Source organism: Frankia sp. ACN1ag (assembly GCF_001414035.1).
GTDB classification, from domain to species: Bacteria; Actinomycetota; Actinomycetes; order Frankiales; family Frankiaceae; genus Frankia; species Frankia torreyi.
The window spans coordinates 88331-112423 of record NZ_LJPA01000001.1; the positions used below are offsets into that span (position 1 = coordinate 88331).

Genomic DNA, 24093 nt, shown 5'->3' on the forward strand with positions numbered 1-24093 from the left:
CGACGTCAGCCAGCCCGGCTGGCGAGCTCCGCGCCGGCCGCGCGCAGCCAGCGCAACGGCTCGGCCATCGCCGCCTGCGCACCGCCCGCCAACCGGGCCAGGGCGACCTCGGCGATGGCCCCCTCCGGACGGGGGGCATCCACCTGGCCCGCGGCCAGGAGCACCGGCACACCCGCCGCCCGGGCCAGGGCCAGCACCCCGCCCACCACCTTGCCTGCCAGGGACGTCCGGTCGAACCGGCCCTCGCCGGTCACCACCCACCCGGCCCCGGCGAGGGCGGCCGGCAGCCCGGCCGCCTCGGTGATTGTCTGGACACCCGGCACCAGGTCGGCGCCCCAGGCCGCGGCGAGGCCGTAGGCGGTGCCGCCGGCCGCGCCCGCCCCCGGGGCCGTCGGTTCACCGCCGAGCACCTCGGCCAGCCGCCGCAGCCCGGCCGCGAGCAGGTCGACGTCGGTGGGGCCCGCCCCCTTCTGCGGCCCGAACACCTCTGCCGCGCCCGCGGGGCCCAGCAGGGGGGCGTCCACGTCGACCAGACAGCGCACCCCCCCGGACGGCGGGGGCCGCAGGCCTGCCAGCTCCACCCGGGCCAACCCCGTCAGGGCACCCCCACCCGGTGGCAGCACCGCCCCACGCGCGTCGAGGAAGCGAGCCCCCAGGGCGGCGAGGGCACCGGTACCGCCGTCGGTGGAGGCCGAACCGCCCAGCGCGACCAGGATTCGTTGGGCCCCGCCGGCCAGGGCGGCCCGCAGCGCCTCACCGAGGCCGATGGTCTGCGCCCGCAGCGGGTCCGGAGCCAGCATGAGCGGCAGGCCACTCGCCCGCGCGAGTTCGACCACGGCCACGTCGCCCGGCAGCGCCAGCCATTCGGCGTCGTGCGGGCGCCCGTCCGGGCCGGTCACGCGCACCGGGTGGCGCACCGAGTCGGGCACGGCGGCGGCGAAGACGTCGAGGGTGCCCTCGCCGCCGTCGGCGATCGGCAGCGTCACGATCTCGTCGCGCGGCCGGCGCGAGCGCCAGCCGTCCCCGAGCGCCGCGGCGACCTCCGTCGCGGTCGCCGAACCCTTGAACGAGTCGGGGGCGATGACCACCCGCCGCGGCCGGTCACCCGCCGCCGATCCGGTTCCGACCACCGGGCGCACCGCGCCGTCCTCGTCTGCCCGGCTCAGCCGGCGGCCGGAGTGGTCAGCGGAGCCGGTGTCGCGAGCCAGGCATCGATGGCGGCCAGGGCCGCCGCCCGCACCGGCTCCGGGGCCGCGCCGGCGAGCACCGAGCTACGCGCGCAGGCCGCCAGCTCCTCGTCGGACAGGCCGAGCTCGCGGCGGCACAGCTCGTATTCCTCCAGGCAGGTGGGCCCGAACAGCAGCGGGTCGTCGGCGTTGATGGAGCAGCGCACCCCGGCGCGCAGCAGCGCCGGCAGCGGGTGCTCGGCCATGGACGGCACGACCGACAGCAGCAGGTTGGAGGTGGGACAGACGTCCAGGCACGTGCCCCGGTCGAGCAGGTCGTCGACGAGTGCCGGGTCCTCGATCGCCCGGATGCCGTGCTGCAGGCGGTCGGCGCCGAGGGCCTCGACGGCGCCGCGCACCGACTCCGGACCGTCGAGCTCGCCGGCGTGCGGGGTCGACAGCAGCCCGCCCTCCCGGGCTACCCGGAACGCCGCCACGAACGGCTCCGGTGGCCAGCCGTTCTCGTCGTTGTGCAGCCCGAGACCGACGACGCCCCGGTCGGCGTGGCGCAGTGCGGTGCGGGCCACCTCCACCGCCTGTTCGGGGGAGTCGTAGACGCGGTCCACCGCGGCCATCCAGCGGACCGTCACCCCGTTCCGCGCGCCCGCCTCCTCCGATCGGGCCAGCACGGTCTCCCAGGCGGCCTCGGCGCTGCCGAAGACACCCAGGTGGGCATACGGCCAGAAGCTGGGCTCGAGGTACACGACGCCCTCGTCGGCCGCGTCGCTGACCATCTCGTCGACGAGTCGCTCGAAGTCCGCCGGGCGGCGGAAGACCGGCAGGATCCCGCCGATCACGTCGCTGAAGCCGCCGAACTCCGTGAATCCCCCGGTCCGGGGGGTCGGAATGCCCGCGGCGGCGGCCAGATCGGCGAGCGTCGACGGCCGCATTCCCAGCTCGAAGTGCAGGTGCAGATGCCCCTTGGGCAGGCAGCGGAGGTCCCGCATCGACGTTCTTCCTCCTCGCGGCACGGCTTCACGCCCTCGCGGCACGGTTTGACGCCGTCCCCGGCGTCCGGACTATCACATGCCGGCGGGGTCGGTGGATCGAAACCTATGCCGGCCCCGCGGGACCGTGTCCGGTTGGTGGAGGCTTGTTACCTCCCTGTCACCTCCCGGCCTGCGGACGGCGCCGGGCGACGTGCAGAGGGGAGGAAGGGAAGCGGCGCGGCCGGCCCGATGTCGGACCGGCCGCGCCGCTCGTCGTGCTCCGTTCAGCCGCGCTTACCAGCCGCCGGCGGGGCTCCCCGGGGTCCGGTTCTGGGCGCCGGAGGCCGGGCCACCGGCCGCGCCGCCCGAACCGGGGGTGTACGGCGCGCCACCGGTGCCGGGAGCGCCCGAAGCACCACCCGAGCCGGGAGCACCACCCGAGCCGGGAGCGCCCGTCGAACCGCCCGAGCCGGGGAAGCCCGACGAACCGGCCGAGCCGGGGGTGCCCGGAGCGCCGAAGGACGTGTCACCCGGCGTCCGGCCCACACGGGGGTCACCCGCGTTGCCGGCGGGCCCGGCGGCGTCGGGCCGGGGCACCTCGCCGCGCCAGCCGCCGGTCTCGCTCTGGTTGTGCTCGATGAACGACTTGAACCGCTTGAGGTCGGCCTTGACCCGCCGGTCGTCCGCCCCGATGGCGGCGCCCGCCTTCTCTGCGAACCCCTCGGGCTGCCAGTCCATCTGGACCGTCACCCGGGTCTCGTCGTCCGCGAGCCGGTGGAAGGTCACCACGCCGGCGTGCGAGGCGCCCTCGGTGCTCTTCCACGCCACCCGCTCGTCGGGTAGCTGCTCGGTGATCGTGGCGTCGAACTCTCGCTCCTGCCCGCCGACCTTCACCTTCCAGTGGGTGTGGGTGTTGTCGAGCTGCGCGATGGACTCGACACCGTCCATGAAGTTCGGGAAGGACTCGAACTGCGTCCACTGGTTGTAGGCGGNGCGAATCGGGANGTGGACCTCGATCGATTCCTGTACCGTGCTCGCCATGTTTCCTCCCGGCTGACTTCGGTGTCGGATGCAACGCTCATCCCCAGCCGCCAGCCCCTAACACACCTGCGCGCAGGACAGTGGGGACGGAGCACCGCGACTGCGCGGGACATGAGCACGCTGGGCCGGTGAGGCGGCGCCGCCGGCTCAGCCGAGCGATCGAAGCGCGGCCCGCGTCGACGCTCGCCGGGCCGCGGCCATCGCGACCGCGGCCTCCGCGAAGCCGCGGATGACCGGGTGCGGGCGGCTGGCATCCGAGCCGAGCTCGGGCTGGAACAGCGTCGCCAGGAAGAAGGGATGGCCGGGCAGCTCGAGAACGCGGACGTCGCCGGACTCGTCCACCCCGCTGAACCGCAGGCCGTGGGCGAGCAGCAGGCCGACGTGGTCCGGGTTGATCCCGTATGAGCAGTAGTACCGCTCGACCGTGCGGTCAGCGCCGATGACCCGTTCGGCGAGGGAGTCGCGGGTGATCCGGACGGCGCCCTCGTGACCGTTCAGGGCGCAGGCGATCGGCACGATCAGCGGGTGGGGCGCGTCGGGGTCGACCTCGGCGTGCGCGGCGTCGGCGAAGCCGCACACCGAGCGGGCGAACTCCAGCACGACGTGCTGGAGGCCGCCGCAGGTCCCGAGGAAGGGAATGCCCCGCTCCCGGGCCGTGCGGACCGCCGCGAGCGCGCCCGCCTCGCTGGCATACGGGCTGCCGGGCACGAGCCAGATACCGTCGAATCCGTCGAGCGGCCCCGCGGCCATCACCTCGTCGGTCGGGATCCAGTAGGCGTCCACCGGCAGGCCGTCTCGCCGGCGCAGCGCGTCGAGCAGGTCGGGGATGCGGCCATGCGCAGCGATCTCGGCGCTGCGGTCGCCGACCAGCGCTACGCGCGCGTGAGGTGCTGAGGGCGTCACGGGTGCTGAGGGCGTCACGGGTGCTGAGGGCGTCACGGGTGCTGAGGGCGTCACGGGTGCTGAGGGCGCGACGGGTACTGAGGGCGCGACGGGTACTGAGGGCGCGACGGGTACGGCCGATGCGACGGGGGCGGACGGCGTCACGGCGGCGCTGGAGGTCATGCGTCGATCGTCGGTGTGCCCCCAAGTTCAGGTCCAACGATTATCGGTGTATCGGGCATAAGCAAGACTGATGCCGTGGATCCTCAACAGCTCCGCACGTTCGTCGGCGTCGCCACGGCGGGGTCGTTCTCGGCCGCCGCCCGCGAGCTGGGCTACACGCAGTCCGCCGTCTCGCAGCAGATCGCGGCGCTGGAGGCCGACCTCGGCGTCGCGCTGCTGCACCGCCGGCCCGTCGGCGTCACGGAGGCCGGCGCCCGCCTGCTGGAGCATGCCGGCCCCCTGCTGCTGCGCCTGGCCGCCGCGCGCACCGACGTCATGCGCACCGCCGGCGCGCCAAGCGAACGGCTGACGGTCGCCACCCATGCGCTGGCCGCCGACCGGCTCGCACCGGTCCTCGCCGACGTCCTGGCCAGCCGGCCCCGGCTGGACGTCCGCATTGTCGTCGCCGGCACCGCGACGGTGGCGAACGGCGTGGCCCGGGGCGAGTTCGATCTCGGCCTCGCCGTCGGGCTGGCCACCTCCGGCGACCCGTTGCGGCTACCCGATGTGGGGCCCGTTCGGGCGGTCGGGATCGCCGCGGATCCGGCCGCCGTGGTCCTCCCCCGCAGGCACCCGTTCGCCCGGCGCACCGGGCTGCGGTTGGCCGACCTCGTCGACGCCCGGTGGATCGACGCACCCGAGGTGGCGAACGCGGTGGCCGATCTTCGGGTCGTGACCGGGGAGCTGCGGTTCCGGGCACACCTGCGCTATGACGGCGCGGACGTCGCGGGCCTGCTGGCGCTGGTCGCCGCCGGCCACGGCCTCGGGATGCTTCCCCACCGCCTGCTCTCCCCCGGCCGCCTGCTCTCCCCCGGCCGGCTGCCCGGTCCGGCCGGCGGCGACGTCCCCGACACGCACGTCCCCGACACGGACGCCCCCGACACGGACGACTGCGACACGCACGGCGGTGACGACGGCTCGGGTACCGTCCGGGCGGACCCGATCGGCGTGCCGCTGCTCGGGCCCGCCCCGGAGTTCCGCACTGAGCAGCTCTGGACCGGGCAACCCGGACCTGCGGTTCTGGCGCTGTCCCGGGCGCTCGACGGGTGACGGCCGGGCTCGGACCGCAGCAAGTCCGGCGCTGGTCCAGCGCGCCGAGCCGAGCGGGGGGTAGGCTGGAGGTGTTGCTTGTTTCTCGGTGCGTGACCTACGCGGGAGAACGGCACGACCGGACCACGGAACCGATCGGGGTCTGGTGCGAGGCCGGTACGCGAAGGACGCCTACCGGGAGCGCGGCAAGGAGAAAGTATCGTGGCGCAGGGTACCGTCAAGTGGTTCAACGCGGAGAAGGGCTTCGGATTCATCTCCGTCGACGGTGGCGGCCCGGACGTGTTCGTCCACTACTCCTCGATCGTGGCGGACGGCTACAAGTCCCTGGATGAGGGCCAGAGCGTCCAGTTCGAGATCGTGCAGGGCCAGAAGGGACCGCAGGCGGACAACGTGACTCCCGCCTAAGGTCGCACCACCCCCAGCTTTGCGTTCGGCGCGTGGCTCCACCCCAGGAGCCACGCGCCGAAACTGCGTTGTGGGCCGGGTCTCATCCGGTGATACTTCGCCGATGTCCTCCTTCTCGCAGTTCGACCTGCGCGGATACCCGACCGTGGACGTCCGGACCGGCTACGAACAGTGGTCAGCCAGCTATGAGCGGACGGTCGAGGACTTCATGGACCTCGCGCTGCTGGACCGACTTCGCCAGCCGGCGTGGGCACAGGCCGCGCGGGCGGCGGACCTGGGCTGCGGCACCGGCCGCACCGGCGCCTGGCTGCGCGCCCGCGGGGTCGCGGCCGTCGACGGCGTGGACCTGACGCCGGGAATGCTGGCGCTCGCCGCGCAGCGAGGCGCGCACGACCGGCTGATCGAGGCGGACGCGACCGCGACCGGCCTGCCCTCGGCCAGCTACGACCTCATCGTGGCCTGCCTGATGGATGAGCACCTGCCCGGGCTTGTCCCGCTCTACGCCGAGGCGGCCCGACTGGCCCGGCCCGGCGNCCTGTTCGTCCTCGTCGCCTTCCACCCGCACTTCATCATGACCTCCGGCATGCCGACCCACTACGCCGATGGCAGCGGCGCGCAGCGGGCGATCATCACCCATGTCCACCTGGTCAGCGACCAGATCGAGGCGGGTCTGGGCACGGGCTGGGCGCTGGCGGAGATGCGGGAGAACGTCGTCGACGACTCCTGGCTCGCCGCCAAGCCCAAGTGGGGACGTTTCCGCGGGCACCCGTTCGCCCTCGCCCTGGTGTGGCACCGGGACCCGGAGTAGTGCCGGGACCTGGAGTAGTGCCGGGACCTGGGGTAGTGCCGGGGCCTGGAGTAGTGCCGGGACCTGGGGTGGCGCCGGGGCTCAGCGCTCAGCGGCGAGGCAGGCGGACGACCGTGATGAAGAAGTCGTCGATGAAGCGCACGTCGTCGACGAACCGATCGAAGTCGACCGACTTCGTGACGTAAGCGTTGGCGTACAGGTTGTAGCTGCGCAGGATGTCCTCGGCCGCGTCCGACGTCGTGAGCACCACGACGGGGATGCGGCGCAGTTCCGCATCGGCCTTGATCTCCGCCAGCACCTCGATGCCGTTGCGGCGGGGCAGGTTGAGGTCGAGCAGGACCAGGTCCGCGGTGGGGACGTCGGTGAACGGCGCCTCGCGCCGCAGGAAGGCCATAGCCTCGATGCCATCGTTCACGACGTGCAACCGGCCGTTGATCCGATCGTCGGCGAACGCCTCGCGGGTCATGAGGACGTCCCCCGGGTCGTCCTCGACCAGCAGCACGTCGAACGAGTTGACGGGCAGACTCGTCGTCATCTTGCACCTCAGGATGTGTGGCCGACCCGCGACGCGGTCAGCCGGCGGTGAAGGCGGGGGCGTACGGCGGTCCCGAGGGATCGGGCTGCCGTCGGGCGGGCGGGTCACGGGCAGGAGCGACAGCCGCGGTCGATGCGCGCACCGCGGGATGGGGCGTCGGTCGGCAACCTCGTCGAGAGCAACCGAAGGAGAGCCGTCGACCGGAAGCCCGAACACGGGCTCCGAATTGCGGGTTGTCTGACGGTACGCCCATTGAGATGACCTGTCGCCCACCATGTCAGCGACAACCCCGTCGCTGTGCGCCCATCGAAGGCGGTCGCCACCGGCGATGTGATGAATATCATGACCGACCACCCCGGTCGGGGCATGGCTCCGGCACTCCCGGTGGAGGGTAGCGGCTCTGCCGCCCGACGAGACGTAGCCTCGGTATGCGGGCACGACTCGTTCCCGAGCGGCCCCGACCAGAACCCGCAGACGAAGCCGACGCCCGGCCCGGCGCGGAACCCCGCCGAGCACCAGTTGGTCCCGCGGACGGCTCGCAGCCCCTGGAGGTCAGCACGGACGCCACGGCCGGCTCCGCGCTGGGCGACCCCGCCGGAGCCGACCAGCAGAACGGCACCAACCAGCAGAACACCACCAGTCGGGCGGACACCGCCAGTCGGGCGGACATCGCCAGTCGGGCGGACATCGGCGGGCGGGCGGACATCGCGGTGCTGGTGACGGAGTTCTACCGGCGGGCGTTCGCCGATCCGCAGCTCGGCCCCGTCTTCGTCGATGTCGCGCGGCTCGACCTGCCCGCGCACCTGCCGGTGATCTGCGACTTCTGGCAGGCGGTGATCTTCCGGGCCGGCACCTACCGGCGCAACGCCTTCGGGGTGCACGCCGAGCTGCACGCCCGCGTCCCGCTCACGCCGGAGCTGTTCGCCCGCTGGCTGGAGCTGTGGACGGCCACCGTCGACGATCTGCACAGCGGTCCCCACGCGGACCGCGCCAAGCTCCAGGCCAGCCGGATCGCCGATTCGATGGGCCGCCGCCTCGCCGACGTCCCGACTGCGTCCGGGACGGCCGCCACCGCCGGCTCCCCCGCCGTCACGGCCTCCGTCACGGCCTCCGGTCGTCGTCGTAGGCCGTCCGAGCCCGGCTGATCTCGACCGCCGACGCCTCGAACAGGTCCGCGAGGGCGCGCAACTGCCCCGCGACCCGGCCGCCCAGTGGGGTCAGCGAGTACTCGACCCGCGCCGGGATCGTGCTGACCACCTCGCGGATCACCAGTCCGTCGCGCTCCAGGACCTGCAGCGTCCTGGAGAGCATCTTCTCGCTGACGCCCTCGACGCGGCGACGCAGCGCATTGAACCGGTAGCTACCCTCGCCCAGCGCGAGCATGGCGAGCATCCCCCATTTGGACCCCACGTCCTCCAGCGCCGCCCGCGAGCTGCATCCCCGGGCGAAGACGTCGCTGATGAGCTCGTCGCTGGGCCCGATCTCCCCGGGACACGGCTCGCCCACCGCCATATCACGCTCGGAAGACATGGTCACAAGCCTACGATCCGCCTGAGGACTAGCGCTGTCTGATAGTTAGTACTTACCAAAGGAAACCGCAACCGACAGGGAGAACAGCCATGACCACCATCGCCGTCACCGGCGCGACGGGACACCTCGGCCGGCTCGTCGTCGAGGAGCTCCTCGAGTCCGGGATCGAGCCGTCCACGATCGTCGCGGTCGTACGGACGCCCGCCCGCGCCGCCGATCTCGCCGAACGGGGTGTACAGGTCCGGGCGGGCGACTACTCGGACCCGGCGAGCCTGCCTGCCGCCCTGGCGGGGGTCGACACCCTGCTGCTCGTCTCGGGCAGCGAGCTCGGTCAGCGCGTCGCCCAGCACACCGCCGTGATCGAGGCGGCGAAGGCGGCCGGCGTCGGGTGGATCGTCTACACCAGCGCGCCGCGGGCCGACGTCACCGATCTGTCCCTGGCCGCCGAGCACAAGGCCACCGAGGAGGTGCTCGCGGCCGCGGGCGTGCCGTTCACGGTGCTGCGCATCAACTGGTACCACGAGAACTACACCGCCCAGCTCGGCCAGTACCTGGGCCAGGGATTCATCCTGGGTGCCGCGGGCGACGGCCGGATCAGGGGCGCCTCCCGGGCCGACTTCGCCGCGGGCATCGCGAAGGTCCTGACGAGCTCGGGGCACGAGAACGCGATCTACGAGTTCGGCGGCACGCCGTTCACCCTCGCCGAGCTGGCCGCGACGGTCACCGAGGTCACCGGCATCACCGTCACCTACCGCGACGTCACGGTGGAGGAGCTCGCCGCCACGCTGGGCCAGGTCGGGCTCGACGAGGCGACGGCGGCCCTGTTCGCCGGCATCGACGGGTCGATCCGCGGCGGTGCGCTCGACGTCGACGCGGATGACCTGCAGCGGCTGCTGGGCCGGCCGACCACCAGCCTGGCCGACTCCGTGCGCGCCGCCAAGGTCTGACTCCGCCGCGACCCGCCGGCGCTGCCGGGGGTCCGACTGCTTGTCCAGAGGGATGAATCGGGCGCGGAACCCTCTGGATAGGCAGGGAGCCCGGCCAGGCGGCCAGGCGGCCAGGCGGCCAGGCGGCCAGGCGGCCAGGCGGCCAGGCGGCCAGGCGGCCAGGAAAAACCTATCCTTAAGTTTTTCCCGGGTCCTGGGATCTTCCTATCGACGACCGCCGAGTACGAGTCGACTTGTTTACTCTCCCTTTACAGCCGTCCTCGCCAATCGGCCCGGCCTCCTGTTACGCTTTCCTGGAAGCCGCAAGTAAGGCCGAACCGTAGAATCGGGCCGGTTCCGGTGGTACGGATTCCGTGGTCGACGACGGAGCCCACCATCGATCCGCGGGTCACCGCAGGCCTGGCCCGCCTTCAACACTCGACCCGTCCCGGCGACCGGCAAAGAAGGCACTCATGACGTTTGTCGTCACGTCCGCCTGCATTGATGTGAAGGATACCGCCTGCCTGGGCGAATGTCCTGTCGACTGCATCTACGAGGGCGCGCGGAAGCTGTACATCAATCCGAACGAGTGCATCGACTGCGGAGCGTGCGAGTCGGCCTGTCCGGTCGATGCGATCATGAGTGTCAGGCTGGTACCGCAGGCGGAAGCCGAGTTCGTGGTGGACGAGGCCCGCTTCTTCACCACCATCCTGCCTGGGCGGGATGCACCCGTCGGCGATCCGGGCGGCGCGGGAAGGATCGGCCCGATCAGGGTCGACACCCCCTTCGTCGCGGGGTACGGACGCTGACGGCACAAGCCGCCGGCGAAGGCTGACGCGGCCACGGCGTCAGCGGGACCGCCGGCCACGGCCGGTGCTCAGGACCACCCCCGTCCGGGCACCGGCCTTTCAACGTCACATCATGCCGCCGGTCGGCCGCAGCGAAGCGGCCGACCGGCGGTATTTTCATGAGACGCCGCCGGCAGACAATGCCGTGAACGGCGCCGATTTCCCACTCCAGCCTTTCCCACTCCAGCCTTTCCCGCGGCTGCCCGCCCAGACCGGTTCCCCCATGCGGGGTCGGCCGACGCGGTATTCCCGCGCGGCGTTCTGGGACGGTCGATCCGGTCGTGCCACCATCGGGCCCCGCACGCACCGGGCTGGAGACCGCCGAGGGCACACAAAAGGCTGGGCCACACCAAAGACTGGGCCACACCAAAGACTGGGCCACACCAAAGGCTAGGCCACACCAAAGGCTAGGCCACACCAAAGGCTAGGGCACACCTGGAGCCAGCGCACACCAGAGGGCGGGCACGCACACGAGGGGACCAGGCCGACCGGAGTCGGCCTGGTCCCCTCACATCGCGGGACGGGCGGTCCGCCCGGCCGCCCGTCCGCCCCGACCGGGGGCGCAGCTCCCCGGCCGGCGATCTGGGTGCTAGCCGGCGTGCGTCCAGGAGTCGGTGCCCTTGAGCAGCGTCCGCAGATCACCACGGCCGCCGGGGCGAGCCGTCGCCAGCCGCTCCTGGTAGAGCTGGTCGAAGCTCGGCTGGGAGACCGACCGGTACACCCCGATCGGCGGCTCGGCGAGCGACGTCTCCGCCAGGCGGGCCAACGCGTAGGCGTAGGTCGAGTTCTGGGTGCCCGGGTCGTGGACGACGACGCGGGAGTCGCCGCCGTGACCGATGCCCAGCTCACCGGTGCTCGGGTCGCGGATCACGCCCCACTGCTCGTTGGTGCCGAAGACGATCGGCAGGCCGGGCGAGAGCCGGATCGGGCCGTGCTCGGGCGCACCCGGGTTGTCCGGCTCCGCGGGGGCCGCCTGGGCGGCGCCCCGGCCGCCCTGGCGGGGAATCGCGCTGAACGTCGGGCAGCCCTGGCGGATCTCCACCAGCGCCGCGCCCTTGTGCGCCGCGGCGGCGGTCAGCGTCGCCGTGAGGTGGCGACGGTCGGAGTCGAGCGTGCGGGCCACGAACGTCGCCCCGGCGCCGAGCGCGAGCGCGACCGGGTTGAACGGGTTGTCGAGCGAGCCGAACGGGCTCGACGGGCCGATCGTGCCGACCTTGGACGTCGGCGAGGCCTGCCCCTTGGTGAGGCCGTAGATCTCGTTGTTGAGCAACAGGATCTTGAGGTTCACGTTGCGCCGCAGCGCGTGGATCAGGTGGTTGCCNCCGATGGCCAGCGCGTCGCCGTCACCGGTGACGACCCAGACCGACAGGTCCGGGCGGTTGATCGAGATGCCGGTTGCGAACGACGGCGCCCGACCGTGGATGGAGTGGATGCCGTAGGTGTCGAGGTAGTACGGCAGCCGCGAGGAGCAGCCGATGCCCGACACCACCACGGTGTTCTCGGGCGGGACGCCGAGGGCCGGCAGCAGCCCGCGCATCGTCGACAGGATCGCGTGGTCCCCGCAGCCGGGGCACCAACGGACCTCCTGGCCGGTGGTGAAGTCCGCCACCGTGGGCGCCCGCCGGCCGCTCGCGCCGGCCGGCTCCTCGGCCTTTCCGTTGACCGTGCTCATCGTCCCGCCTCCCGGGTTGCGTCGTGCTGGGTACCAGTGGGGGTGCCGGTGTGGGCCGCGGACTTCGTCGACGCCGCCTCCGACCGGGCCGCGAGGCGCGCGCCGACGTCGCCGACCGGCTTCGTGGCCGCGTCCGGCGCGGTGTCGGAGTCGGCGTCGATTCCCTGGATGACCCGGGTGATGACGGAGGCGAGCTCCGCCGTCCGGAACGGCATCCCGCGGGTCTGGTTGTAACCGACGGTGTCGATCAGGGTTTCGCGGCGCAGGTGGCCGGCGAGCTGCCCGAGGTTCATCTCGGGCACGAGCACGGTGTGGTACTCGGAGAGCACCGAGGCGACGTTCGCCGGCAGCGGCGCGATGTGGCGCAGGTGCGCCTGGGCGACCTTCATGCCCTGCGCCCGCACCTCCCGGCAGGCCTCCCCGATCGGGCCCCACGTGGAACCCCAGCCGATCACGAGCACGTCCGCACCGGATCCGGGCGGACCGCTCGGGTCGTCGACCTCCAGCGGCGGCACGTCGATGTTGTCGATCTTCGACTGCCGAGTCCGGATCATGAGGTCGTGGTTGTCCGGGTCGTAGGACACCGCGCCGGTGAGGTCGGCCTTCTCCAGGCCGCCGATCCGGTGGGTCAGCCCCGGGGTGCCCGGGATCGCCAGCGGCCGGGCGAGGGTGATCGGGTCACGCGCGTAGGGCAGGAAGACCGGGTTGCCCTCCGCGTCGACCGCGTTCGGCTCGGTCGCCAGGTCGATCCCGATGAACGGCAGCTCCTCGACCTCGGGGACCCGCCAGGGCTCGCTGCCGTTGGCGATGTAGGCGTCGGAGAGCAGGATGACCGGCGTGCGGTAGGCCAGCGCGATCCGCGCGGCTTCCATCGCGGCGTCGAAGCCGTCCGCCGCCGAGCGCACGGCGATCACCGGCATCGGCGCCTCGCCGTGCCGGCCGTAGAGCGCCTGCAGCAGGTCGGACTGCTCGGTCTTGGTCGGCAGGCCGGTGGACGGCCCACCGCGCTGCACGTTGACGATGACGAGCGGGAGCTCCATGATCACCGCGAGGCCGAGCGCCTCGGCCTTGAGCGCCATCCCGGGCCCGGAGGTGACGGTCACGCCGAGCATGCCGGCGAAGGACGCGCCGATCGCCGCGCCGATGGCCGCGATCTCGTCCTCGGCCTGGAAGGACCGCACGTCGAACGAGGCCAGCGCGGACAGCTCGTGCAGGATCTCCGACGCCGGGGTGATCGGGTAGGCGCCGAGGAACAGCGGCATCGCGGCCTGATGCGCCGCAGCCACCAGGCCGTACGCGACGGCCTTGTTGCCCTTCATGTGCCGGTAGGTGCCAGCCGGGAGCGGGGCCGGCTTCACCTCGTAGACGTTCGCGAAGGCCTCGGTCGACTCGCCGTAGATCCAGCCGGCGCGCAGCGCGGAGACGTTCGCGGCCTGCACATCGGGCTTCGAGGCGAAGCGCTTGTGCAGGTAGGCGATCGTGTCCTCGATCGGCTGGCTGAACATCCAGGACACCAGGCCGAGGGCGAACATATTCTTCGTCCGCGCGGCGTCCTTGCGCTTGAGGTTGTGATCGGCGACGGCGGCCGCGGCGAACCCGGTCAGGTTGACGGCGTGCACCTGGAAGGCGTCCAGCGAGCCGTCGGTCAGCGGGTCGACGTCGTAGCCGGCCTTTTCGAGGCCCAGCACCGTGAACGCGTCGGTGTCCAGGATGATGACGCCGCCGGGGCGCAGCTCGGCGACGTTGGCCTTGAGCGCCGCGGGGTTCATGGCGACGAGGACGTCAGGCTGGTCACCGGGGGTCCGGATGTCGTGGTCGGCGATGTGGAGCTGGTAGCTCGACACGCCGGCCACGGTGCCCGCTGGGGCGCGGATCTCCGCCGGGTAGTTCGGCAGCGTCGCCACGTCGTTACCGATCGCGGCCGCCTGGGCGCCGAACCGGTCACCGGTGAGCTGCATCCCGTCGCCGGAGTCGCCGGCGAAGCGGATCACCACGTTCTCCAGCCGTCTGGCCCCTTCGGGCCGTTCGGACAACTGCTCGGTGGGCATGAGGGACCTCATCTCAACGTCGCGATCCCGCGCCGGGAGTGCCAGGACCACGACGTGGCGAGACTGGCAGCGCGGGCCGGTCATTCAGGGCAGGGCAGATCGGGGAACGGGTAGTTCCGGGGTCCGCCCCGGGGGCGGGGTGACCGGGTCGGACCAGCCGGCGGGGGGCCGGCCGCTCGCACCCGGCCGCTCGGACCCGGCGGGCTCGGCGGGCTGGGGGACCTCGCCGGACCCGACCGCCCGCAGGGACTGCACGCGCAGCACGGCGCGGGCCACCGTCGCGGCGGCGGCGTGGATCTGGTCGACGGTGGTGAACCGGCCCACGCTGAACCGCAGGCTCTCCCGCGCGGCGGTCGCCGAGCGGCCCATCGCCAGCAGCACCGGGGACGGTTCGTTCCCGCCGCCGTGGCAGGCGGAGCCCGCGGACACCGCCACGTCCGGCAGGCAGGACTGGACGGCGTCGGCATCGGCGTCGACGAAGCGCAGGTTCAGCGTGTTCGGCAGCCGGATCGGGCCAGGCCGGCCGGTGCCGTCCTCGACCGGCCCGTTGACCTCCAGGGCACTCAGGCCGAGCCAGCCGACGAGCAGGTCGAACAGCAACTCCGTCTGGGCCCGGTGCCGGGTGGCCTCGTCGTCCATCATCGCCGCGGCGATGCGGGCCGCGGCGCCGAAGCCGACAATGCCGGGAGTGTTGAGGGTGCCCGCGCGCAGGCCGCGTTCCTGCCCGCCGCCGTGGATCAGCGGCACGAGGCGTGCCCGCGCCGACCGGCCGGCGATCAGCGCGCCGGTGCCCTTGGGACCGTAGATCTTGTGCGCGGACGCGGTGGCGAAGTCGATCCCCGTCTCTGTCACCGAGACCGGGATGCGGCCGAACGCCTGGGTGACGTCGCACAGGAACAGGGCTCCGGCCTCGTGGGCGAGGGCGGCGACCGGTCGGGGATCGTTGAGCGTCCCCGTCTCGTTGTTGGCCGCCATGACCGCGACCAGCGCGACCTCGTCGGCCTCGCCGGCCTCGCCGCGGCCCCGGGAGCCCCCTGAGCCCTCGGGATCCGCGGCCGGCCCGGCAGTGGGCGGCGGCCCGGCAGTGGGCGGCGGCACGGGGTGCAGCAGCGCGCGCAGATGGGCCAGGTCGATGGCGCCGCTCGGATGCACCCGGACGGTCTGCACGCTGCCCCCGTGCAGGTCGGCGGCGGCGTGCGCCGCGGCGAGGACGGCCGGGTGCTCGGTGGCCCCGACCAGGACGCGCCGCCGGTTCGCCGGCGCCGTGGCGAGCACCCCGGCGATCGCCAGGTTGGCCGCCTCGGTCGCACCGCTGGTGAACACCACGTCGCGCGGGCGCGCGCCGGCCAGGATGGCGACGTCGCGACGGGCCCGTTCGACGAGCCGGGCGACGGCCTGACCGGCCGAGTGCGGGCTCGCCGGGTTGGCGAAATGCTCCCGCAGCAGCGGCAGCATGGCGTTGAGGACCTCGGGGTCGACCGGCGTCGTCGCGTTGTGGTCGAGGTAGATCACGGCGTGCCCCCCGGGCCGCAGTCCGGGCAGGCCGGGTCGCGCCGGGTCCGCGGGGTGCGCAGGTCGACGTCCCACAGGTCGAGATGGACGAGGCGGCCGACCGCCGGCTCGGCGAATCCGCCGGCGACCTTGAGCGCCTCCGTCGCGGCCAGGCAGCCCACCGTGCCCGCGACGGCGCCGAGCACCGGGAAGCCGAGCGGTTCCCAGGCCGGGTCGCCCTCGCCGAACACGCAGCGCAGGCACGGCTCCCCCGGCCGGACCACCATCAGGTACGCCTCGGTGGCGTTCATCGCGGCGACGACCAGCGGCACCTCCGCCCGCACGCACAGCCGGTTGATCAGATACCGCTCGGGGAAGTTGTGCCGGGCGTCGACGACGACGTCCGCCTCGGCGATCAGGCCGGGCACGGCCGGGTCCGCGAGGTCGCGGTCCACCGCCACGATCTCGACGCCCGGGTGGTGGGCGCGCAGGGTGTCCGCCGCGCAGAAGACCCGAGGCTCGCCGACCCGCTCCGGCCGCATGAGCGTCTGCCGGTTCAGGTCGGGCTCCTCCAGGTCGCCCGGGTGGATCAGGATGAGGCGTCCGACCCCCGCGGCGGCCAGGTAGGTCGCGGCCGCCCCGCCGACGCCGCCGACGCCGGCCACCAGCACCGTCGCCCGACTCAACCGCCGCTGGGCCGCCACCCCGAAGCCGGGGATGGTCAACTGCCGGTCGAAGCGCCGGGACGTCTCGGCCGCGGGCGGGGCCGCCTGGACGGGCAGGATCCGCGCGGGCGGGCCGGGGCACATCGACCGCAGGCGCGGGTGAGAGTGAGACCGAGCAGTGACCATCGAGCTCTCCGCGGATTCGGCAGGACGGGTGGAAAGGCGCACTGGTCAGGCGGGTCAGGGCCAGGGGCGGAACAGGGTCAGAGGTGGAACAGGACCATCGGCGGGGTCAGGGCCGTGGTCAGGGCCAGAGCCAGGGGCGGGATCAGGGCCAGGGCGGCCCGGTCGGGCGGGGTGTCCGCCGGGGGGGGCGGCTCCGGATGGCCGGCAGGTCCGCGGACCCGCGGCCATCCGATGCCGTCACCCCCGTCCGGGCGGGGCGGTCAGGCGACCAGCGCGACCCGGCCGATCTCCGGCAGCTGCTGCCTGAGTCGGGCCTCGATCACGCCGGTCAGCGTCGCGTTCGCGCTGGAGCAGCCGCCGCAGGCGCCGGTCAGGCGCAGGTGCACCTCGGCGGAGCCGGGCTGACCGCCCCCGGCGAGGACGGCGACGACCTCGGCGTCCCCGCCGTCCCCGCGCAGCATCGGGCGGATCTCCTCCATGATCTCCTCGACCTGTTCGCGCAGCTTCGCGTCGGCCGCGGTGCGCTCGGGATCGTCGGACGAGCCGAACGACGACCCACAGCCGCAGGAGCTCTTCGCGTTCGGGTTGGCGAAGGTGAAGCCGGAGGAGGTCAGCGTCTCGGTGTAGTCGACCCGCATCCCGCGCAGCAGGTCGACGCTCGTCGTGTGCACGACGACGTCGAAGCCGTCCTGCGGCAGCACGACGTCGCCGGTCTCGGCGCCGGGCACGAGCGCCAGCTTGTAGGTGTAGCCGGAGCAGCCGCCCGGGTCGACGCCGATGCGCAGGGCGAAGCCCTCGGTGCCCGGGGTCGAGCCGAGCAGGTGACGCACCTGCGCCACGGCCTTGTCGGTCAGTTCGATGACGGTGGCGGTCGCGGTCATGGGGTGCCTACCTCCGCTGGGGCGCGGTCCGTGACGAGGCGGGCGCCGATTTCGGCCACCGCCTTGTCGATCAGGTCATAGATCTCGACCGGTTCGATGCCGGCCTCCTCGAGCGCCTCGCGCGGCCCGAGGCCGATCTTGCTGCACAGCACAGCGGCGCAGTCGGACAACATCTCGATGGTGCGGTCGAGCTTGGAGGCGTCCTCGTCGCAGTCCGACGGGCCGTTGCAGTAGCGGTCGACGTCGCGGGTCTGCACGAGACGGGCCCAGCCGGGGCCGGCCTCGTAGATCCAGAACTCGCCGGCGTGGCCGAAGTGCTGGTTGACGACGCCGCTGCCCTTGGTGGCGACCGCGACGAGGACGACCTCGGCCGGCCGCACGGGCTCGGCCGCCGGCACGTCGGGGGTGCGCGCGCCGGTGGCGATGTTGAGGGTCTGCCGGGTCGCGGCGACCTCGGTGCGCCAGCGCTCGATCTCCTCGTGCGCCTGCTGGCGGCCGGCGAGGTCGTAGACGATCTCGCGGCCCTGGAACGTCTCGGGCAGGAACTCGTCGCCGCGGTCCTCGCCGAGCAGGCCGACCGCGTCGGCGCGGCACTGCCGGCAGTGGCGCATCATGTTCATCTCGGCGCCGTCGTCCTGCTCGCACCGGTCCTGCAGGGCCTTGAGCTCCTGCGGGGTCGGGCCGCGCTGGCCGGTCAGGCCGAAGACGGTGCCGTGTTCGGGCGCCGAGACCAGCGGCATCACGTTGTGCAGGAAGGCCCCGAGCCCCTTGACGGTCCGGGAGACCTCGACGAGATGCTCGTCGTTGATCCCGGGGATCATCACCGAGTTGACCTTGCAGAGGATCTTCCGCTCGGTCAGCGCCGCGAGCCCCGCGAGCTGCTGCTCGGAGAGGATCTTCGAGGCCTCCCGGCCGGTGTACCGCTTGCCCCGCCAGGCGACCCACGGGTAGATCCGCTCGCCGACCTCAGGGTCGATCATGTTGATCGTGATCGTCACGTGGTCGACGTTGAGGTCGGCGATCCGGTCGACGAACTCCGGCAGGCGCAGGCCGTTGGTCGACAGGCACAGCTTGATGTCCGGGCAGTCCCGGGCCACCAGCTCCATCGTGCGGAACGTCGGCTTCGGGTTCGCCAGCGGGTCACCGGGCCCGGCGATCCCCAGCACGCTCATCTGCTTGATCTCGCTGGCGACCAGCTTGACCTTGGCGAGCGCGTCCTCGGGAGTCAGCAGGGTGCTCGTGACGCCCGGCCGGCTCTCGTTGGCGCAGTCGAACTTCCGGTTGCAGAAGTTGCACTGGATGTTGCAGCCGGGCGCGACCGCGACGTGCATGCGGGCGTAGTACTGGTGCGCCTCGGCGCTGTAGCACGGGTGGTTGGCGATCTTCTCGGCGATCTCCGGGTCCTGCACGGGAGCGCTGGTGCCGCAGCTCGTCGTGGTCTTGCAGCCGCCGGCGGAGGCGGGCGCCTGCGCACTGCGCCGGGGGAGCCCGCCGGCGGGGGCGGCGGCGAACGCCGGCTCCCCCGTCACCGTCGACCGTCCTTCGCGCCGGGCGTGCCGGCGCCGACGGTCTTGCCCGCGGGCTTGGCCGGCGGCGCGGGCTTGGCCGGGGTGGCGGGCTTGGCCGGGGTGGCGGCCTTGGCGGGCTCGGCGGGCGTGCTCGGTACCGCGGGCTCGGCGTCCGCTGCGGCGGACTTGCAGTTCGCGGACCCGTGCTTGCAGGTCTTCGCCGCGTGCCCGCCGGCACCGTGCGCCGCGGGCTCGGCCGGCACCTTCTCGGCCACCAGGACGGCGGCCGGGGCCGAGCCCTCCGCCGCCGCGGCGGCGGTGGGCGTGGCCGCGGGCTCCGCCTGCGTCGCGTCCTCGGCGTCCTCGGCGGCCTCAAGCTCGCGCTCCAGCGCGCCGACGATGCGGCCGTTTTCGAACGCGATCGCGTAGACGATGTGCTCCTGCAGGTACAGGCCGACGTTGATGACCTGACCGCGGGTGCCGGCCTCGACCAGGATCTCGCCGATGGAGATCGCCGGGTCCGGGTAGGTGCCGTCGTTGCGCAGCGCCTTGGCGGCCATGACGACGTCGCCGACGTCGTAGGTGTTGGTGGTCATCGGGCCTCCTCCGTCCGCTCGGACGTTTCCGATGGCTGGGTCGAGCCCGGCCGCTGCACAGTGATCTCGGATGTCGGCACGAAGTCCGCCGCCTGCGGCGCGCGATCCTTCAGCACCTTGAACAGGCGGTGGTCCAGCGCGCCGGCGTTGGTGAACGCCTCGTAGGAGCGGACGAGCGCGTCGCGGTAGTCACGCAGGAGATGCCGCGGGTTCTCCGTGTCGGCGCCGGCGTCCTGCAGCTTGGCCAGTTCGCCGGCGAAGTGCTTGAGGATGTGCAGCCGGTTGACCGCCACGACCCGCGGGTCGTAGTCGACCTCCAGCAGGTCGAAGTACTGCTCCGCGGTGGAGCAGCGGTTGAACTCGGCCAGTTGGCCGGCGTCGGTGGTCGCGCTCATCGCGACGTCTCCTTCTCGGCCAGGCCCTCCAACAGGGCGATCTCGGCATAGGCGTCATAGGTCCGGCGGGCGACGTCGAGCAGGCCCTCCCAGCCGATCGGGAGGTCCTCGGCGAGGTCGTGAAGATCAAGCTTGAGTCGGGTGGCCTTGCTGTGGAGCTTGCGCAGCCGCTGCTGGGCGGCGGCGGCGTCGAGGTTCTCGGCGTCGCGGCTCGCGGTGTCCGGGGCTGGCGGCTCAGGAGTCATCGCGGGCGACCTCGCTCCAGCGCTCGATCAGCTTGCTCGCGCCGAGCACCAGGGCCTCGCCACGGGCGGCGAGCTCCTCGGACGAGTTGAAGCCGAACCGCTGCACGTCGCGCAGCGCGTTGTCGAGCACGACGAGTCGACCCGCAAAAATGATCACCCGGCCGAAGCCCTCGCTGTTGAGGTCGAGAATCGTCGTGGTGAACGCGCCGGTCGCCTTCTCGGTGGCGGCGGCGACGGCCTGGTAGAACGACCGCAGCCGGGCCGCGGTGGCGATATCGAGGTCGCAGTTGGTCGCGATCGTGCGGCGCTGCTCCTTGGTCACCACGAACGGGGCGAGCAGCTGGGAGTCGGAGAACCGATCGAGCTGGCCGTAGGAGTCGCCGGCCCGGACCTGATCGAGCAGGTCACGCAGGAAGTCCTTCGCCTCGCTCATGCCGCGTCTCCCTTCAGCACCGCGGCGACGCTGCGGGTCCAGCTCTGCGCGGCCGGCTGCGGCTCGCGGGCCTTGAGGACCTTGCGCAGCCAGGGCGGCGGGGTCCCGGCCAGCGTCGCGACGTAGCGGGTGAGCAGGTCCTCCACGCTGGTGCCCTTGGCCACCTTCACCGGGTGGATCTTGGCCTTGACAACCTTCGCCGCGGCGGTCCCGCCGATGTCGGCGATGTTGAGGATCACGCAGTCCGTGACCGCGGCGAGCCTGGATTCGATCTTGTCCTGCTCGTCGTCCGACGCCGCCTCGAGCAGCCGGGTCTCGAACAGGTGTGACCCCTCGGGGCCGACCTCGTACACGTCGAACCGTCGGCACCAGCCGAAGTGCTGGTCCACGGCGGTGCCGTCGCCGGTCGCGAAGGCGATCTTCAACACGGGGACTCCTGGAACAGGTTGTCGAGTTCGTCGGGTTCTGCCGTCGCGCGCCCCTGCTGGGGAATCTCGGTGGCGGCCCGGTGGCCGGCCGCGGCGGATCCCGGCGAGGCGGGCAGCGGCGGCCGACCCGGCCGGGCGTGTGCGTGCCCGTGGTCGAGGACCCGGTTCGCCGCGTCGAGCAGCAGCCGCAGGCTGCCGGCGTAGCCGGCGGTGCCGGCCAACGCCGTCCCAAGCCGGTCGAAGATCGGAAATCCGATCGGCAGGAAAGCGGCGCCGATCCGCTCCGCGATTCCCCGGGCGTGGCTGGAACCGAGGACGAGCTCGGCACCGGCCGCCTGCGCCCGTTCGGCGAATTCGGTCAGGTCGCCGATGACGACCTCGGCCCACGGCGCGTCGGCCAGGGCCGGCGCCGGAGTCGGCGACACCGCGGTCACGATCTCGGCGCCAACGTCGCGCAGCAGCGAACCGGCGGCCAGCAGGGTCTCGGGCTCGCCGGCGATCGCCACCCGGACGCCGCCGAGAACGAAGTGCGCGTCGAGCAGGCCGTCGGCAAGGCGCGCGCGGGCCCGGCGGACCTGCTCCGGGGCCGTCCGGCCGGTGTGCGCCATCAGCTCCGCGACCAGGGCGTCCGTCTCGGTCAGGCCGGACAGGTGCCGGTGGTGCAGCAGTCGGGCGCCGGTGCGGGCGGCGAGCAGCTCGCCCGCGGGGGCGGCGGTGGCGCCCGCGACAAGCACGGCACCGGCGCGGCGCAGCGAGCGCAGCTCGGCGAGGCCCGCGCCGCCGGTCGTCGTCGGCTGCCAGGCCGGGGCGAGGTGGCCGTCGACCGAGGCCGACAGGTCCGGCACCAGCACGGGGTCGAGCCCGAACGCCCGGACCAGCCCGGCGACCTCGTCGAGGTCGGCCGCGGTGAGGGCGGGACCGGCGAGGACGGCGACCAGATTCCGGTCGGCGACGTCCTCGTCGGTCGTACCGGCCCGCCGGGACAGGGGCGAGGCCGGGACGGTGGTGGTGACCGGCGCCGCGGCGGGGATCGCGCGGGCGGCGCCGGCCAGCATGGTGGCGGCCGACGAGGCAGCGGCCGACGAGGCGGCGGCCGGCGGGGCGGCGGGGAGGGTGGCGGCCGGCGGGGCGGAGGCCGCGATGAGCGCGGTCGGCGCGTCCGAGCCGGCCTCGGCCGTCATCGGCGCGGGCACCACCGCCCGGATCAGCGCCTCCAGCGCGGCCGACCAGCCGTCGGACAGCCCGCCGAGGAAGTCCGGGGTGGACACCCCGATGATCAGCGGCGCGGTGTCGGCGTCGGCGTCGGCCCAGGTGGCCAGGTAGGTGCGCAACTGGCCGCCGATGTCCTCCCCGGAGACCTCGGTGACGCCCGTGGTGAGCAGGCCGATGATCGCCGGACGCTGCTTCTTGCGGATGGCGTCGAGGGTGGCCACCATGGCCTCCCCGCTGCCCATGACCGCGGTCACCTCGCTGATCGCCGTGGTCTGCAGCGGGATCGGCTCGTTGAAGTGCCGCGTCAACAGGGCCTTGGCGAACGACGCGCAGCCCTGCGACCCATGCATGATCGGCAGCGAGTCGGCGAGGCCGAGGAAGACGAGTGCGGCACCGAGCGGCTGGCTGAACTTGAGCGGGTCGATCGCGGCGCGCCGCTCCCCGGTGATGATCTCGGCCATCAGTGGGCCCCGACCAGGTCCCAGGGGGCGGGCCGGCGGACCTGCTCCCAGACCGGGCTCGCGATCGCCATGTCCAGGCGGCGGGCGAACTCGACCATGCCGGTGTAGCCCGCGTAGGGGATGTGCCGCTCCTGGTTGATGTCGAGGAACGGCAACCGGCCCTTGAGCGCGGTGTACTGGTTGCGGCCGCCGGCGACGAGGATGTCGGCGCCGGTCTCCTCGGCCACCCGCAGCAGTTCCCGCGGGCTCCCCTCGGAGATCATCTTGGCGTCGCCGAGCAGCTCGCGGATCTTGTCGACGTCGCCGTCGGAGCTTTTGGTGATGCCGCTGCCGACGACCTCGATGCCGAGGTCCTGCAACGCGGAGACGATCGACCAGCTCTTGACGCCGCCGGTGTAGAGCACGGCCTTGCGGCCGGTCAGTCGGGCGCGGTACGGCGCGATCGCGGCCTCGACGGCCGCCTCCTCGACGGCGATGAGTTCCTCCGTGCGGCGGGAGAGCTCGTCGTCATCGAGCAGACGGGCGAAGCCCCGCAAGGTGTCGCCCATCGCGCTGACGCCGTAGAAGCTGCCCTCGAACCACGGGATGCCGTAGCGCTCCTCCAGGCCGCGGGCGAGGCCCAGCAGCGCCCGGGAGCAGACGACCATGGTCGCCTTCGCCCGGTGGGCGGCGGCGATGTCGCGGTAGCGGGCGTCCCCGCTGATGCAGGACCGGACCCGGATCCCCAGCCGGGTCAGCAGCGGCACGACGTCCCACAGCTCGCCGGCGATGTTGTACTCGCCGATGAGGTTGACGTCGAGGTCGGTGACGTCACCCGGCTCGACGGTGCCGATCACGTGGTCCAGCAGGGTCTGACCGGCGATCTTGTTGCCGAGGTTCTTGTTCCCGACGAAGCCCGGGGCCTCGACCGGGATCACCGGCACCCCGGTCTGCTCCGCGGCGGCCGCGCAGACCGCGCCGAGATCGTCGCCGATCATCGCGGTGACGCAGGTCGAGTAGACGAAGACCGCGGGCGGCGCGTACCGCTCGACGACCTCACAGATCGAGTCGAACAGGCGCTGCTCGCCCCCGAGCACCACGTCGTTCTCGGACATGTCGGTGGTGAAACCGTGGCGGAACAGCGTCGGCCCGGACGACAGGCTGCCCCGGCCGTCCCAGGAGTTGCCGGCGCAGGAGATCGGGCCGTGCACGAGGTGGGCGCTGTCGGTGATCGGGACGAGGGTGATCATCGCCCCGTCGAAGGTGCAGCCGCCGGAGGTACCACCCGGCTTGGGCTTGGGGCAGCCCGCCTTGCGAGCCTTGGCGCTCTTGGCGTTGTTGTGGTCGCAGGCCGTCTCGGTGAACAATGCGGCACGTTCAGTAGCAGCCATGGGCCATCCTCGGGAGGGGGCGGTCCTCGGGAGAGGCTGGACAGGGGGTCGATCGGCCCGGGAGGGAGCCGATCGACCCGGCGCGGGGAAGATGTCGCCA

Annotated in this window: 25 protein-coding genes and 2 pseudogenes; 7 read left to right on the forward strand and 20 right to left on the reverse strand. The window is 72.9% G+C overall.

Features of this window, described 5'->3' with window-relative positions:
* Nucleotides 1-5: 5 nt before the first annotated feature.
* The 4 genes from UK82_RS00375 to UK82_RS00390 form a co-directional block, all read right to left on the reverse strand.
* Nucleotides 6-1139, reverse strand: a complete 1134-nt coding sequence (locus tag UK82_RS00375) for a glycerate kinase (RefSeq protein WP_044886043.1) — start codon at nucleotides 1137-1139, stop codon at nucleotides 6-8.
* Nucleotides 1140-1162: 23 nt separating this feature from the next.
* On the reverse strand, nucleotides 1163-2173 hold the full coding sequence (add, locus tag UK82_RS00380; protein ID WP_044886042.1) for an adenosine deaminase: 1011 nt from the start codon (nucleotides 2171-2173) through the stop codon (nucleotides 1163-1165).
* A gap of 276 nt (nucleotides 2174-2449) precedes the next feature.
* A partial coding sequence (locus UK82_RS00385) for an SRPBCC family protein (RefSeq protein WP_255354219.1) occupies nucleotides 2450-3147 on the reverse strand: 698 nt, incomplete at its 5' end.
* A gap of 196 nt (nucleotides 3148-3343) precedes the next feature.
* A complete protein-coding gene (locus UK82_RS00390) occupies nucleotides 3344-4099 on the reverse strand; it encodes a CTP synthase (RefSeq protein WP_055867719.1) in 756 nt (251 codons plus the stop codon).
* 237 nt (nucleotides 4100-4336) lie between these two features.
* Between UK82_RS00390 and UK82_RS00395 the strand changes: the two genes are divergently transcribed.
* From UK82_RS00395 to UK82_RS42150, 4 genes and pseudogenes are all read left to right on the forward strand, one after another.
* Complete coding sequence (locus UK82_RS00395; RefSeq protein ID WP_044886039.1) at nucleotides 4337-5350, forward strand: LysR family transcriptional regulator; 1014 nt, start codon at nucleotides 4337-4339, stop codon at nucleotides 5348-5350.
* 201 nt (nucleotides 5351-5551) lie between these two features.
* Nucleotides 5552-5755, forward strand: a complete 204-nt coding sequence (locus tag UK82_RS00400; RefSeq protein WP_009741546.1) for a cold-shock protein — start codon at nucleotides 5552-5554, stop codon at nucleotides 5753-5755.
* Between the two features lie 103 nt (nucleotides 5756-5858).
* On the forward strand, nucleotides 5859-6288 hold a 430-nt coding region (locus tag UK82_RS34685; RefSeq protein ID WP_396230424.1), incomplete at its 3' end, for a class I SAM-dependent DNA methyltransferase.
* A gap of 1 nt (nucleotide 6289) precedes the next feature.
* A pseudogene (locus tag UK82_RS42150) lies at nucleotides 6290-6563 on the forward strand (SAM-dependent methyltransferase); the annotation flags it as partial.
* Nucleotides 6564-6651: 88 nt separating this feature from the next.
* Here UK82_RS42150 and UK82_RS00410 read toward each other — a convergent pair.
* A complete protein-coding gene (locus UK82_RS00410) occupies nucleotides 6652-7098 on the reverse strand; it encodes a response regulator (RefSeq protein ID WP_044886037.1) in 447 nt (148 codons plus the stop codon).
* 428 nt (nucleotides 7099-7526) lie between these two features.
* Between UK82_RS00410 and UK82_RS00415 the strand changes: the two genes are divergently transcribed.
* Nucleotides 7527-8243, forward strand: a complete 717-nt coding sequence (locus tag UK82_RS00415) for a group III truncated hemoglobin (protein ID WP_236705307.1) — start codon at nucleotides 7527-7529, stop codon at nucleotides 8241-8243.
* On the opposite strand, the gene UK82_RS00420 is transcribed toward UK82_RS00415, so the two are convergent.
* A complete protein-coding gene (locus UK82_RS00420; RefSeq protein WP_082121988.1) occupies nucleotides 8200-8628 on the reverse strand; it encodes a helix-turn-helix domain-containing protein in 429 nt (142 codons plus the stop codon). The two genes, UK82_RS00415 and UK82_RS00420, sit on opposite strands and share 44 nt — an antisense overlap.
* Before the next feature lie 89 nt (nucleotides 8629-8717).
* Here UK82_RS00420 and UK82_RS00425 point away from each other — a divergent pair, with 89 nt between their 5' ends.
* Together UK82_RS00425 and fdxA are read left to right on the forward strand one after the other, a co-directional pair.
* Nucleotides 8718-9575 (forward strand): SDR family oxidoreductase, encoded by an 858-nt coding sequence (locus tag UK82_RS00425; protein ID WP_044886036.1) that lies wholly within the window; start codon nucleotides 8718-8720, stop codon nucleotides 9573-9575.
* A 452-nt stretch (nucleotides 9576-10027) separates the two neighbouring features.
* On the forward strand, nucleotides 10028-10363 hold the full coding sequence (fdxA, locus tag UK82_RS00430) for a ferredoxin (RefSeq protein WP_044886035.1): 336 nt from the start codon (nucleotides 10028-10030) through the stop codon (nucleotides 10361-10363).
* 628 nt (nucleotides 10364-10991) lie between these two features.
* On the opposite strand, the gene UK82_RS00435 is transcribed toward fdxA, so the two are convergent.
* The 14 genes and pseudogenes from UK82_RS00435 to nifE all read right to left on the reverse strand — a co-directional run.
* Nucleotides 10992-11723: thiamine pyrophosphate-dependent enzyme (locus tag UK82_RS00435; RefSeq protein WP_236705308.1), on the reverse strand; the 732-nt coding region annotated here is incomplete at its 5' end.
* 1 nt (nucleotide 11724) lies between these two features.
* Nucleotides 11725-12074 (reverse strand): annotated as a pseudogene (locus tag UK82_RS34690) (thiamine pyrophosphate-dependent enzyme); the annotation flags it as partial.
* The gene (locus UK82_RS00440) at nucleotides 12071-14122 is read right to left on the reverse strand and encodes a 2-oxoacid:acceptor oxidoreductase subunit alpha (RefSeq protein ID WP_044885600.1); all 2052 of its coding nucleotides are present in this window, start codon (nucleotides 14120-14122) and stop codon (nucleotides 12071-12073) included. The gene UK82_RS00440 and the pseudogene UK82_RS34690, both read right to left, overlap by 4 nt.
* An 84-nt stretch (nucleotides 14123-14206) precedes the next feature.
* Nucleotides 14207-15634 carry a cysteine desulfurase family protein gene (locus UK82_RS00445; protein WP_055406065.1) on the reverse strand — a complete coding sequence of 476 codons (1428 nt, stop codon included), beginning with the start codon at nucleotides 15632-15634 and terminating at the stop codon, nucleotides 14207-14209.
* Nucleotides 15631-16464 carry a HesA/MoeB/ThiF family protein gene (locus tag UK82_RS00450; RefSeq protein ID WP_044885601.1) on the reverse strand — a complete coding sequence of 278 codons (834 nt, stop codon included), beginning with the start codon at nucleotides 16462-16464 and terminating at the stop codon, nucleotides 15631-15633. Before UK82_RS00450 ends, UK82_RS00445 begins: the two co-directional genes overlap by 4 nt.
* Nucleotides 16465-16724: 260 nt before the next feature.
* A complete protein-coding gene (locus UK82_RS00455; RefSeq protein ID WP_055405993.1) occupies nucleotides 16725-17345 on the reverse strand; it encodes an iron-sulfur cluster assembly accessory protein in 621 nt (206 codons plus the stop codon).
* Nucleotides 17342-18874, reverse strand: coding sequence for a nitrogenase cofactor biosynthesis protein NifB (gene nifB, locus UK82_RS00460; protein WP_044885603.1), 1533 nt, complete (start codon nucleotides 18872-18874; stop codon nucleotides 17342-17344). Before nifB ends, UK82_RS00455 begins: the two co-directional genes overlap by 4 nt.
* On the reverse strand, nucleotides 18871-19449 hold the full coding sequence (locus tag UK82_RS00465; RefSeq protein WP_044885604.1) for a nitrogen fixation protein NifZ: 579 nt from the start codon (nucleotides 19447-19449) through the stop codon (nucleotides 18871-18873). The genes nifB and UK82_RS00465 overlap by 4 nt, the downstream gene beginning before the upstream one ends.
* Entirely contained in the window at nucleotides 19446-19844 is a 399-nt protein-coding gene (gene nifW / locus UK82_RS00470; protein WP_044885605.1) for a nitrogenase-stabilizing/protective protein NifW, read from the reverse strand. Before nifW ends, UK82_RS00465 begins: the two co-directional genes overlap by 4 nt.
* Nucleotides 19841-20089 carry a CCE_0567 family metalloprotein gene (locus tag UK82_RS00475; RefSeq protein ID WP_044885606.1) on the reverse strand — a complete coding sequence of 83 codons (249 nt, stop codon included), beginning with the start codon at nucleotides 20087-20089 and terminating at the stop codon, nucleotides 19841-19843. Before UK82_RS00475 ends, nifW begins: the two co-directional genes overlap by 4 nt.
* Nucleotides 20079-20522, reverse strand: coding sequence for a NifX-associated nitrogen fixation protein (locus tag UK82_RS00480; protein ID WP_044885607.1), 444 nt, complete (start codon nucleotides 20520-20522; stop codon nucleotides 20079-20081). The genes UK82_RS00475 and UK82_RS00480 overlap by 11 nt, the downstream gene beginning before the upstream one ends.
* Nucleotides 20519-20950, reverse strand: coding sequence for a nitrogen fixation protein NifX (gene nifX, locus UK82_RS00485; protein WP_044885608.1), 432 nt, complete (start codon nucleotides 20948-20950; stop codon nucleotides 20519-20521). The genes UK82_RS00480 and nifX overlap by 4 nt, the downstream gene beginning before the upstream one ends.
* Nucleotides 20944-22623: a nitrogenase component 1 gene (locus tag UK82_RS00490; RefSeq protein WP_055405994.1), complete on the reverse strand. Its 1680-nt coding sequence runs from the start codon at nucleotides 22621-22623 to the stop codon at nucleotides 20944-20946. The genes nifX and UK82_RS00490 overlap by 7 nt, the downstream gene beginning before the upstream one ends.
* Nucleotides 22623-23993 carry a nitrogenase iron-molybdenum cofactor biosynthesis protein NifE gene (gene nifE / locus UK82_RS00495; protein ID WP_044885610.1) on the reverse strand — a complete coding sequence of 457 codons (1371 nt, stop codon included), beginning with the start codon at nucleotides 23991-23993 and terminating at the stop codon, nucleotides 22623-22625. Before nifE ends, UK82_RS00490 begins: the two co-directional genes overlap by 1 nt.
* Nucleotides 23994-24093: the final 100 nt, after the last annotated feature.

What these genes read in the sequence shown, in the direction of transcription:
- add (WP_044886042.1), bottom strand. Translation starts at nt 2,173, where the DNA reads ATGCGGGACCTCCGCTGCCTGCCCAAGGGGCATCTGCACCTGCACTTC.
- UK82_RS00410 (WP_044886037.1), bottom strand. Translation starts at nt 7,098, where the DNA reads ATGACGACGAGTCTGCCCGTCAACTCGTTCGACGTGCTGCTGGTCGAG.
- UK82_RS00415 (WP_236705307.1), top strand. Translation starts at nt 7,527, where the DNA reads ATGCGGGCACGACTCGTTCCCGAGCGGCCCCGACCAGAACCCGCAGAC.
- UK82_RS00420 (WP_082121988.1), bottom strand. Translation starts at nt 8,628, where the DNA reads ATGTCTTCCGAGCGTGATATGGCGGTGGGCGAGCCGTGTCCCGGGGAG.
- UK82_RS00425 (WP_044886036.1), top strand. Translation starts at nt 8,718, where the DNA reads ATGACCACCATCGCCGTCACCGGCGCGACGGGACACCTCGGCCGGCTC.
- fdxA (WP_044886035.1), top strand. Translation starts at nt 10,028, where the DNA reads ATGACGTTTGTCGTCACGTCCGCCTGCATTGATGTGAAGGATACCGCC.
- UK82_RS00440 (WP_044885600.1), bottom strand. Translation starts at nt 14,122, where the DNA reads ATGCCCACCGAGCAGTTGTCCGAACGGCCCGAAGGGGCCAGACGGCTG.
- UK82_RS00450 (WP_044885601.1), bottom strand. Translation starts at nt 16,464, where the DNA reads ATGGTCACTGCTCGGTCTCACTCTCACCCGCGCCTGCGGTCGATGTGC.
- UK82_RS00455 (WP_055405993.1), bottom strand. Translation starts at nt 17,345, where the DNA reads ATGACCGCGACCGCCACCGTCATCGAACTGACCGACAAGGCCGTGGCG.
- UK82_RS00465 (WP_044885604.1), bottom strand. Translation starts at nt 19,449, where the DNA reads ATGACCACCAACACCTACGACGTCGGCGACGTCGTCATGGCCGCCAAG.
- nifW (WP_044885605.1), bottom strand. Translation starts at nt 19,844, where the DNA reads ATGAGCGCGACCACCGACGCCGGCCAACTGGCCGAGTTCAACCGCTGC.
- UK82_RS00475 (WP_044885606.1), bottom strand. Translation starts at nt 20,089, where the DNA reads ATGACTCCTGAGCCGCCAGCCCCGGACACCGCGAGCCGCGACGCCGAG.
- UK82_RS00480 (WP_044885607.1), bottom strand. Translation starts at nt 20,522, where the DNA reads ATGAGCGAGGCGAAGGACTTCCTGCGTGACCTGCTCGATCAGGTCCGG.
- UK82_RS00490 (WP_055405994.1), bottom strand. Translation starts at nt 22,623, where the DNA reads ATGGCCGAGATCATCACCGGGGAGCGGCGCGCCGCGATCGACCCGCTC.
- nifE (WP_044885610.1), bottom strand. Translation starts at nt 23,993, where the DNA reads ATGGCTGCTACTGAACGTGCCGCATTGTTCACCGAGACGGCCTGCGAC.